The sequence below is a fragment of the Pseudomonas sp. CM25 genome, from assembly GCF_013179705.1.
Lineage (GTDB): Bacteria > Pseudomonadota > Gammaproteobacteria > Pseudomonadales > Pseudomonadaceae > Aquipseudomonas.
The window spans coordinates 1-8,762 of sequence record NZ_JABMCW010000243.1; the positions used below are offsets into that span (position 1 = coordinate 1).

At 64.5% G+C, this 8,762-nt stretch carries 10 protein-coding genes and 1 pseudogene; 5 read left to right on the forward strand and 6 right to left on the reverse strand.

The genetic code is table 11. The features are described from left to right. The coding region (locus HP546_RS21430) for a PLP-dependent aminotransferase family protein (protein ID WP_172229206.1) at positions 1-1,143 on the reverse strand (1,143 nt) is incomplete at its 3' end. 151 nt (positions 1,144-1,294) lie between these two features. Between HP546_RS21430 and HP546_RS21435 the strand changes: the two genes are divergently transcribed. Then, a complete protein-coding gene (locus tag HP546_RS21435) occupies positions 1,295-2,491 on the forward strand; it encodes an MFS transporter (RefSeq protein ID WP_172229208.1) in 1,197 nt (398 codons plus the stop codon). Between the two features lie 44 nt (positions 2,492-2,535). Here the strand turns inward: HP546_RS21435 and HP546_RS21440 are convergent, their stop codons facing one another. From HP546_RS21440 to HP546_RS21455, 4 genes are read right to left on the reverse strand one after another with little or no spacing between them, the layout of a single operon-like run. Next, positions 2,536-2,739 (reverse strand): SEC-C metal-binding domain-containing protein, encoded by a 204-nt coding sequence (locus tag HP546_RS21440; protein WP_172229210.1) that lies wholly within the window; start codon positions 2,737-2,739, stop codon positions 2,536-2,538. A gap of 7 nt (positions 2,740-2,746) precedes the next feature. Further along, on the reverse strand, positions 2,747-3,232 hold the full coding sequence (locus tag HP546_RS21445) for an LEA type 2 family protein (RefSeq protein WP_172229212.1): 486 nt from the start codon (positions 3,230-3,232) through the stop codon (positions 2,747-2,749). 2 nt (positions 3,233-3,234) lie between these two features. Further along, complete coding sequence (locus HP546_RS21450) at positions 3,235-3,711, reverse strand: YchJ family protein (protein ID WP_172229214.1); 477 nt, start codon at positions 3,709-3,711, stop codon at positions 3,235-3,237. Between the two features lie 2 nt (positions 3,712-3,713). Beyond that, positions 3,714-4,208 carry a DUF6231 family protein gene (locus tag HP546_RS21455; protein ID WP_172229216.1) on the reverse strand — a complete coding sequence of 165 codons (495 nt, stop codon included), beginning with the start codon at positions 4,206-4,208 and terminating at the stop codon, positions 3,714-3,716. A gap of 159 nt (positions 4,209-4,367) precedes the next feature. Between HP546_RS21455 and HP546_RS21460 the strand changes: the two genes are divergently transcribed. Beyond that, positions 4,368-5,060 (forward strand): OmpA family protein, encoded by a 693-nt coding sequence (locus HP546_RS21460; RefSeq protein ID WP_172229218.1) that lies wholly within the window; start codon positions 4,368-4,370, stop codon positions 5,058-5,060. 124 nt (positions 5,061-5,184) lie between these two features. Then, positions 5,185-5,460 carry a DUF1145 domain-containing protein gene (locus HP546_RS21465; RefSeq protein ID WP_172229220.1) on the forward strand — a complete coding sequence of 92 codons (276 nt, stop codon included), beginning with the start codon at positions 5,185-5,187 and terminating at the stop codon, positions 5,458-5,460. Between the two features lie 58 nt (positions 5,461-5,518). Here HP546_RS21465 and HP546_RS21470 read toward each other — a convergent pair whose 3' ends face one another. Further along, complete coding sequence (locus HP546_RS21470) at positions 5,519-5,983, reverse strand: CopD family protein (RefSeq protein WP_172229221.1); 465 nt, start codon at positions 5,981-5,983, stop codon at positions 5,519-5,521. A gap of 98 nt (positions 5,984-6,081) precedes the next feature. On the opposite strand from HP546_RS21470, the gene dinG reads away from it, so the two are divergent. Together dinG and HP546_RS21480 are read left to right on the forward strand one after the other, a co-directional pair. Beyond that, complete coding sequence (dinG, locus tag HP546_RS21475; RefSeq protein WP_172229223.1) at positions 6,082-8,226, forward strand: ATP-dependent DNA helicase DinG; 2,145 nt, start codon at positions 6,082-6,084, stop codon at positions 8,224-8,226. Positions 8,227-8,305: 79 nt separating this feature from the next. Beyond that, positions 8,306-8,762 (forward strand): annotated as a pseudogene (locus HP546_RS21480) (beta-agarase); the annotation flags it as partial.

An 8,762-nucleotide genomic window follows, 5' to 3' on the forward strand; every position in this document is an offset into this window, starting at 1 on the left:
TATGTCGAACTGCCAGCCACGCGCCAGCAACAAACGCTGGGTTTGCGCCTGCTGGCGGATCAGGCGCTGCTGCACGTCATTCATGTGCCGGGCATAGGTACCATCGGCCAGGATGGTGTTGACGAAGCGCTCGCAAAACGCCGGGACGGCCACGCAGGTCAGCAGCTTCAAGCGTGTCAGCGGCTCGATCAGGGCCGCCGGGCAGGCGATGTAGCCCACCCGCAATGATGCCGACAGGCACTTGGAGAAGCTGCCGATGTAGATGACCCGTTCCAGGTTGTCCAGTTCCGCCAGGGTCTGGCGAACGCCGGGGCTGAAGTCGCCGTACACATCATCTTCAACCACGTGGAAGTCGTGCTCCACCGCCAGGCGCAACACGCTGAAGGCATTGTGCGGGGTGATATTGCCGCCGGTCGGGTTGTGGAAGGTGCTGTTGCAGAAGAACGCCTTGACCTTGTGCGTGGCCAGGTGCTTTTTCATCTCATCCACGTCCGGACCATCCTGGTTGCGCCGCACCCCGACCACGTGGCCACCGGCCAGCTGGACCAGCTTGATCAGGTTGCCATTGCCAGGCTCGTCGACGAACACATGGTCGCCTGGCGTGATCAGCAGCCGTGCGACCAGGTCCAGTGCCTGCGTGGCGCCCAGCGTGGTCAGCAGCTGGTGCGGCCGCGCGTCGATACGGGTCAGGCGTGCGAGGTGCACGCACAGCTGGTTGCGCATGGGCAGGTAGCCCTGGATGTCGCCGTATTCAGCCAGCGAGCTCTGCTCCAGGCGCGCCGTGCGCCGGATCGCCTTGGCCAGCAGTTCGGTGTCTCGCCAGGCGGGTGGCAGCCAGCCGCTGCCCAGCTTGGTGTAGTGCTGGCCACCCTGCAGCAGCTTGAACAGCGGGTCGCCAGCCATGCCGCTGGGGGCATCCACCGGCCCGTGCTGCCGTGGGTGGCTGGCCACGAAGTAGCCACGGCCAGGGACGGACGTCAGCAACCCTTCGCCGACCAACCGGGCGTAGCCAGACACAACATCGTGATAGCTGCAGCCGATCGCTGCGGTCAGCTTGCGAATGGACGGCATACGCTGCCCGGGCAGCCATTCGCCGGCGTCGAGGCGTTGTTTCAACTGCTCATGAAGGCTGGGCGTAGGCATGGCGAGTCCGCGACTGTTAGAAAAACCAGCCTAACAGTTAAGCCAAAACCTCGTCGACTGTTCGAGCTAGCCCGCGCGGCTGATGCGACCATGCGCCCGTAGGCACTTTTTCGCGATGCCAAAACCCTTCGAACCACCGTGAGCACACGCCATGACCAGCACCCTACCGCGGCGCACCTACCTGTATTTCACCGCGCAGTCGATCAACCTGACCACGGCCGTCATGTCCGTCACCATGGCCGCGATCGTCGGGGCAGCGCTGGCGCCCGCTGCCACCTGGTCCACGGTGCCTTACGGCTTCCAGTTCCTGTGCCTGATGCTGGCGACGTACCCGGTGTCCCGGCTGATGGGCCGCATTGGCCGAAAAAAGGCATTCATGCTGGGTTCGATACCGCTGGCGCTGTCGGGCGTCAGCGGGTACCTGGCAGTGCAATACCAGCACTTTCCGACCTTGGTCCTCAGCCATTCAGCGCTGGGTGTCTATATCGCGTTTGCCAACTTCAACCGTTTCGCGGCGACCGATAACCTGCCCCAGAGCCTGAAACCCAGGGCGCTTTCGCTGGTGGTGGCCGGCGGGGTGATCGCTGCCGTGGTCGGGCCGGCGCTGACCGAGTGGCTGCGCGAGGTAGGCGGGTATCCGCTGTTTTCGCTGTGTTACGCCGCCTTTGTCGGCTTGGCGGTAATGGCCTTGCTGATTGCGGCCTGCCTGCCTGGCGATACTGCGACGGCGAGCCAGCAGCGCACGGTAAACACGACGGACGCGGCCGCGCAGAGGCTTAGCCCGGTCGTAGCCGTGGCCATGGCGGTTGCCGCGCTGGGGTATGGAATCATGAATTTGTTGATGATCCAGGCCTCGATGCACATGAAACACATGCATGAAGACTTTTCCGATGTGCGCCTGGCCATCCAGTGGCACGTGATTGCCATGTTTGCCCCGTCGTTCTTCACCGGCGCCATCATCCAGCGCCTTGGCATCAGGACTACCATCTGCGCTGGCCTGGGGCTGTTGATCGCCTGTACGGCCATGAACATGTGGTCGCACAGCTACGCGATGATGACGTTGTCGTTGATAGCCCTTGGCCTGGGCTGGAACCTGACCTATGTGGGCGGCGGGGCCTTGCTGGCGCAAGCGCTGCAGAACAGCCCGGCAGCCATGCAGATGCAGGGCAAGAACGACCTGGCGATTGCGGTACTCGCGACGGTTGGCGCGTTCAGCCCGTCGCTGCTGCTGGGTACGGTCGGCTGGGACGGCACCAACGCCATTTGCATGGCCCTGTGCATCGTGCTGCTGGTGGCAACCGCCGGGTTGCTGCAGCGCAAGGTATCAGGGCCTGCCGCGGCCAACTAGCGGGCCAGGCCTCGCCTGTTCACGCTAGGCGCGTGGCGATCGGCTCAGGCGCCGTGGCACTTCTTGAATTTCTTCTCGCTGCCGCACGGGCACGGGTCGTTCCGGCCAACGTCCTTCAGGGCGTTGCGTACCGGCTCCTGGTGGCCGTGGTTGCAGTGCGGGCCGTGTACATGGCCATGATCCTGGTGGTGATCATGGTCGTGATCGTGGTTGCAGTCAGGGCCATGGACGTGAGGTTGCTGGGACATTGCAGGGTTACTCCGGGTTGAGATCGCCGGGGATTATCTCACCACTGCGCGACAAGTGCAGGTCCCGATGCACGATCAACCCGGTCGCCAGCTCGCCCTGCAGGGTGTAATGCAGCGGTTGCCCGCTTTTGAGCAGCTTGGCCAGGGGTTTGAGCTGCCGCCACAGGTTGGTCCGAGCGGTGATCTTGAAGGTGCGCCGGGCGTGCCCGCCCACGCTGCGCCAGATGCTGGCTTCATCCTCCACCAGCAGCAGGTCGTTGAGGCGTATCGCGTAGGCCAGGTTGCGGATGAACAGGCGGCTGTCGTTGGGGTTGTCGACCCTCAGGTGCAACACGAACTCCTGCTCCAGCAACCTCGCCTTGACCGTTTCCACCTCGACCAGGTGCACCTCGGGCTCGCGCCAGTCGTCGCCCCCCCAGCTGACACACCCCGCCAGCAGCGCCAGCCAGGCGATCAGCGTAGCCAGCAGCAGCGACCGGGCGCGGGCGATCATGCTCAGCTACCCACGTAACTGGCGCAGCATTTCTTGAACTTCTGCCCGCTGGCGCAGGGGCAAGGGTCGTTGCGCCCCGCCTTCAGGCCGACTGTTGGGTCAATGAAGTACCAGCGCCCATCATGCTGGACGAACGCCGAGCGTTCGCGGTGCTGATGGTCGCCGTCCTGATCGTGCCAGCGTGCGCTGAAGGTGACAAAGCCATGCTCCGGCTGGCCGCCCAGCACTTCTGCCTTTTCCACCTCCAGGCCCAGCCAGGTGCTCTGGGCGCTCCAGGCAGCCATGGCGGCACGGTCAAGACCGGCTTGCTGGGCCGGCAGGGTGGTGGCCACCAGGTAGTCCATCAGGCCCAGCACATAAGCACTGTAGCGTGAGCGCATCAATGCCTGGGCATCCGGTGCCGGGGTGCCGGCATGGTAGTGCCCGCAGCAGGCATCGAGCAGGTTGCCACTGCCACAAGGGCAGACCGAGACACTCATCATCACCACCAGTACTTGCCGAAGTTTTCAGGGTTGGCCCAGAACCTGGCGTTCAGCCAGTCGGGGACCTGTTTGTAATCATGTAGATCATAGGTGAACAGGCTCAGCACCTGCTGGTCACGGCGAAATTTCTCGCTGGCCGACAGCGCCAGGGCGAAGAAGTCGGTGTCCTGCCAGCCGCAGGCACCCAGGTCGGCCAGCACCGCGACACGGCTGGCATTGAGGTTGCGGATGCCGCCGAGCAGTTCCAGGCCGGCGCGCTTGGGCAGGTGCTCCAGGCAGTCGACCAGCACCGCCAGGTCGAAACGCTGGGCTGCCAGTTCGGCTGGCAGCGGGCCCGGTGCAGCGCTGGCGATGGTCACCTGTGGGTGCGCCTGGGCAAAGGCGTCCAGGGCTGGAAAGCGCGTGCCGACCAGCAGCAGGCGTTGCGGGGTGAAACGCTCTAGCAGGGCTGCCAGGGCCTGCTGCGGGGTGCGTTGGGAAAAACCGTCGGTCATTGCCAATCCTCGTTCAAGTTGTCCAAGACTAGCGGTCCGGCGCGCGCGGGCAAAGCGGCATGTGACCGTGTCGTGGCTTATTGGTGGCAGGGTTGGAGTGCGCGGTCTTTACTCCCAGAGATCGGCCTTATGCCGATTCCCCCTAGGAGAAGCAATGAAATGAGCATAGTACGCACAGCGTTACCCCTGGTACTGCTGACCAGTGTGTTGACTGGTTGTGCAGGTTTGCAAAAAACCGACTGGCCTAAATGTGCCGCCGTCGGGGGTGTAGGCGGCGCCGCCCTGGGTGCCATCGAGAGTTCCAGCTGGGCTGGCTGGGGCGCGTTGCTGGGCGGTGGCCTGGCGGCGGGCTACTGCTGGGCTCACGGTGATGGCGACGAGGATGGCGATGGCGTTCCGGACAGCCGCGACAAGTGCCCCGGCACCCCGCGCGGCGTGCAGGTCGATGCCAATGGCTGCCCACCAGAGCCGGCCCCGGTGGTTGAGGAAGTGGTGGTGCAGAAAGAAGAAGTCATCGTCATCCGCGATGTGCACTTCGAGTTCGACTCTGCGCGCCTGACCGCCCGTGACAAGGAGCGCCTCAATACCATTGCCACGCGCCTGAAACAGGAAGCGCCTTCTGCCCGCCTGAGTGTCAGCGGCCATACCGACAGCGTCGGCTCCGACAGCTACAACCAGAAACTGTCCGAGCGCCGTGCCCACTCGGTGACCGACTACCTGGTCGAGAGCGGTGTACCGCGCAGCAGCTTCGTTTCGGTGGTAGGTGCCGGTGAAACCCAGCCAGTGGCGGACAATGCCACGGCCGAAGGGCGCTCCATGAACCGTCGTACCGAGATCAAGATCCAGCGCTGAAGGTTTGCGCTCTGCAGTCTGTGTGATACCGAGCGCCGCCCAGGCGGCGCTCGGTATCCCGGGCGATGGAAGGGTAATGGGGGCAGCCCCCCAGCCTGGCTTTCAAAACGGTAGGGAGAACGCCATGAAGTTCATCCTGGGACTGGGCAAGGTCCTGACGGTCGCTTTCTGGGGAGTGCTGCTGTTCAACCAGCTGGTGCCGCAACCGTTGCCCTTCAATCTGCTGATCAATGCCACGGGCATCGTGTTGCTGGGGCTGCACCTGCTGGAAGTGCTGTTTTTCAATGGCAGCCTGCGAGGGCGCAGCCACCGCTGGTTCGACCGGCTGCAGATAGTGTTGACGGGGATTTTTCATGTGATGTCCATTCCCCGGGTGCGGAAGGTGCGGCGGGATGGTTGAGGGGAAGCGGCGGCGCTCGATCTCACAGGCGCTGAATGTGCTGCGGCTGGCCCAACTGTCACACCATCCCCCGCGAGCTGGCCACCGCCACCACGGCAATCCCCAGCAGCAGGTTAACCCCCACCATCCGCCGAATCCGTCCCAGCACCGCTGCACCCGCCGCCCAGTCCTCGGCCTGGACAGCCGCCTTCAGTTCCGGCAGCAGCAACGCCTGCACGCGCAAGAACAGGGCAAACATGGCAATTCCCCCGCCAATCATCACCTGTACATACTTCGGCGCAGTCTCGAAACCGCTGAAACGCATGTGCAACATGCCGATACCACTTATCGCCAAGATCGCCACCGCCAGCCAGACCCAGCCGAAGAAGCGTCGGAAAACTTCCACCCACAGACGCAGCCGCGCAGGGCCCTCAAGGGCTGCAACCGTTGCCGGGCGCAGCACCAGCCAGGCGAAGAACATGCCGCCGACCCACACCAGGGCGGCCAGAACATGCAGTGTGTAGGGCAGGGCAAAGGCAAGCATCAGGATCTCCATGCGGCACAAAGGGCAATAGCGGGGTATGATAGCCGCCCCATGCGAAACACTGAAAATATATCCAGCCCTCCGGGCGCCTGCAGACCATGATCAGCACCGAACTCAAAGCCACCATCCAGGGCGCCTACTCGCGTTTTCTCGAAGCCAAGAGCCTCAAGCCGCGCTATGGCCAGCGCCTGATGATCGCCGAAGTGGCCAAAGTGCTCGGCGACATTGCCTGCGACGATGAAGGCCGCCGTGCCGGCGAGCCCGCCGTGGTGGCAGTGGAGGCGGGCACCGGTACCGGCAAGACGGTGGCCTACAGCCTGGCCGCCATTCCGGCCGCCAAGGCTGCCGGCAAGCGCCTGGTCATCGCCACTGCCACCGTCGCCCTGCAGGAGCAGATCGTCTTCAAGGACCTGCCCGACCTGATGCGCAACAGCGGGCTCAATTTCAGCTTCGCCCTGGCCAAGGGCCGTGGCCGTTACCTGTGCCTGTCCAAACTCGACATCCTGCTGCAGGAGGGCCACGCCCAGTCGGCCACCGCGCAGCTGTTCGAGGAAGAAGGCTTCCACATCGAAGTCGACGAGCGCAGCCAGAAGCTGTTCAACAGCATGATCGAGAAGCTCGCCGGCAACCGCTGGGACGGTGACCGTGACAGCTGGCCCGAGGCCCTGGAAGACCAGGACTGGGCACGCCTGACCACCGACCACAGCCAGTGCACCGGCCGCCACTGCCCGAACTTCCAGCAGTGCGTGTTCTACAAGGCCCGCGAGGGCATGGGCAAGGTCGACGTTATTGTCACCAACCACGACATGGTCCTGGCCGACCTGGCGCTGGGCGGCGGGGCGGTACTGCCCGACCCGCGCGACACCATGTACGTGTTCGACGAAGGCCATCACCTGCCAGACAAGGCGATCGGCCATTTCGCTCATTATTCGCGCTTGCGTTCCACTGCCGACTGGCTGGAGCAGACCGCCAAGAACCTCACCAAGCTGCTGGCCCAGCACCCGCTGCCAGGCGACCTGGGCAAGTACATCGAGCAGGTGCCCGAACTGGCGCGTGAAGTGCGCACCCAGCAGCAGTTCATGTTCACCCTGTGCGAGCAGGTTGCCGACTTCCGCCCCACCGAGGACACCGAGGGCCGCGAGCGCCCGCGCTACCGCTTCGAGGGTGGCGTGGTGCCGGAGCAGATCCGCGAAGTGGGCATCGAGTTGAAAAAGGGCTTTGCCCGCCTCAACGACCTGTTCACCCGCCTGGCCGACCTGCTCAAGGAAGGCATGGATGGCGAGGTAAGCATTGGTATCGCCAGCCATCAGGCCGAGGAATGGTACCCGCTGTTCGGTAGCCTGGTCACCCGTGCCCAAGGCAACTGGGAGCTGTGGACGGCCTTTACCGCCGAAGACCCGGAGGACAGCCCGCCCATGGCCCGCTGGCTGACCCTGGCCGAAAGCGGTGCGCTGTTCGACATCGAGGTCAACGCCAGCCCTATCCTCGCCGCCGAAATGCTCCGCCGCAGCTTGTGGAGCGTTGCCCACGGTGCGCTGGTGACGTCGGCGACATTGACCGCGCTGGGCAAGTTCGACAGGTTCCGCATGCGTTCGGGCCTGCCCCGCGATGCGGTCACCTGCGTGGTGCCCAGCCCGTTCGTGCATGGCGATGCCGGTGTGCTGCGGGTCCCCGACCTGCAGGCCGACCCCCGCGACGCGGCGGCACATACTGCGGCGATCATCCGCGAGCTGCCAAATATCGTCGAAGGTGCCCGCGGCGCGCTTGTGCTGTTCTCTTCGCGCAAGCAGATGCAGGAAGTGTTCGACGGCCTGGACCGTGACTGGCGCAAGCTGGTGCTTATCCAGGGCAACCTGTCCAAGCAGGAAACCCTGAACAAGCACAAGGCGCGGGTAGACGATGGCCAGCACAGCGTACTGTTCGGCCTGGCCAGCTTTGCCGAGGGTGTCGACCTTCCTGGTGCGTACTGCGAGCATGTGGTGATCGCCAAGATTCCGTTTGCCGTGCCCGATGACCCGGTGGAAGCCGCGCTGGCGGAGTGGATCGAGGCCCGTGGTGGCAACCCGTTCATGGAAATCGCCGTGCCCGACGCCTCGCTGCGCCTGATCCAGGCTTGCGGCCGCCTGCTGCGTACCGAGCAGGATCGCGGCGTCATCACCTTGCTTGACCGGCGCCTGGTCACCCAACGCTACGGCAAGGCTATTCTCAATGCGCTGCCGCCGTTCCGGCGGGAGATTTCCTGACCGTCGGAGCACTTGCTCCGGCGCGTTGTCCACTACTCAGCCCTGGGCCATGACGGCCCTGAAGGAGAGCCACAGCCTTATGGTCCGTCGCACCCTGCCCGCCGTTTTTGCCCTGTTGTTCAGCTCGCCGTTGCTGGCCGGGCAGCAGACGCTGTTCAGCTTCGTGCGCCCGGCCTCGGTGGTCAACGTGGTCACCGAGGATGCCGGCATGCCGCAGTACAACGCGGAACAGACGGCCGAAGGCGAGGTATTGCGCCGTGTGGTGTTCAACCCGGCCGAGCGGCCGACCCTGCGCCTGAGCCCCCAAGCCGGCGTGTGGGACTGGTCCGCCGGGCAGTTTCTCACCTTGCGCCTGCAAAGTGCCATGGACTGGGCGCTGACCGTGGATGTCACGGTGCAAGGCAGCGATGGTCGTACATTGACCAGCCGCATCGACTTGCCGGCGGGCCCTGCCCAGACCGTGATGGTGCCGCTGACAGCCAGCTCGCCGTTGAGCCAGGGCATGCGTGCCGGCCCGCCGATGCCATGGAACCATG

What these genes read in the sequence shown, in the direction of transcription:
- HP546_RS21435 (WP_172229208.1), top strand. Translation starts at nt 1,295, where the DNA reads ATGACCAGCACCCTACCGCGGCGCACCTACCTGTATTTCACCGCGCAG.
- HP546_RS21465 (WP_172229220.1), top strand. Translation starts at nt 5,185, where the DNA reads ATGAAGTTCATCCTGGGACTGGGCAAGGTCCTGACGGTCGCTTTCTGG.
- HP546_RS21470 (WP_172229221.1), bottom strand. Translation starts at nt 5,983, where the DNA reads ATGCTTGCCTTTGCCCTGCCCTACACACTGCATGTTCTGGCCGCCCTG.
- HP546_RS21460 (WP_172229218.1), top strand. Translation starts at nt 4,368, where the DNA reads ATGAGCATAGTACGCACAGCGTTACCCCTGGTACTGCTGACCAGTGTG.
- HP546_RS21455 (WP_172229216.1), bottom strand. Translation starts at nt 4,208, where the DNA reads ATGACCGACGGTTTTTCCCAACGCACCCCGCAGCAGGCCCTGGCAGCC.
- dinG (WP_172229223.1), top strand. Translation starts at nt 6,082, where the DNA reads ATGATCAGCACCGAACTCAAAGCCACCATCCAGGGCGCCTACTCGCGT.
- HP546_RS21450 (WP_172229214.1), bottom strand. Translation starts at nt 3,711, where the DNA reads ATGAGTGTCTCGGTCTGCCCTTGTGGCAGTGGCAACCTGCTCGATGCC.
- HP546_RS21440 (WP_172229210.1), bottom strand. Translation starts at nt 2,739, where the DNA reads ATGTCCCAGCAACCTCACGTCCATGGCCCTGACTGCAACCACGATCAC.
- HP546_RS21445 (WP_172229212.1), bottom strand. Translation starts at nt 3,232, where the DNA reads ATGATCGCCCGCGCCCGGTCGCTGCTGCTGGCTACGCTGATCGCCTGG.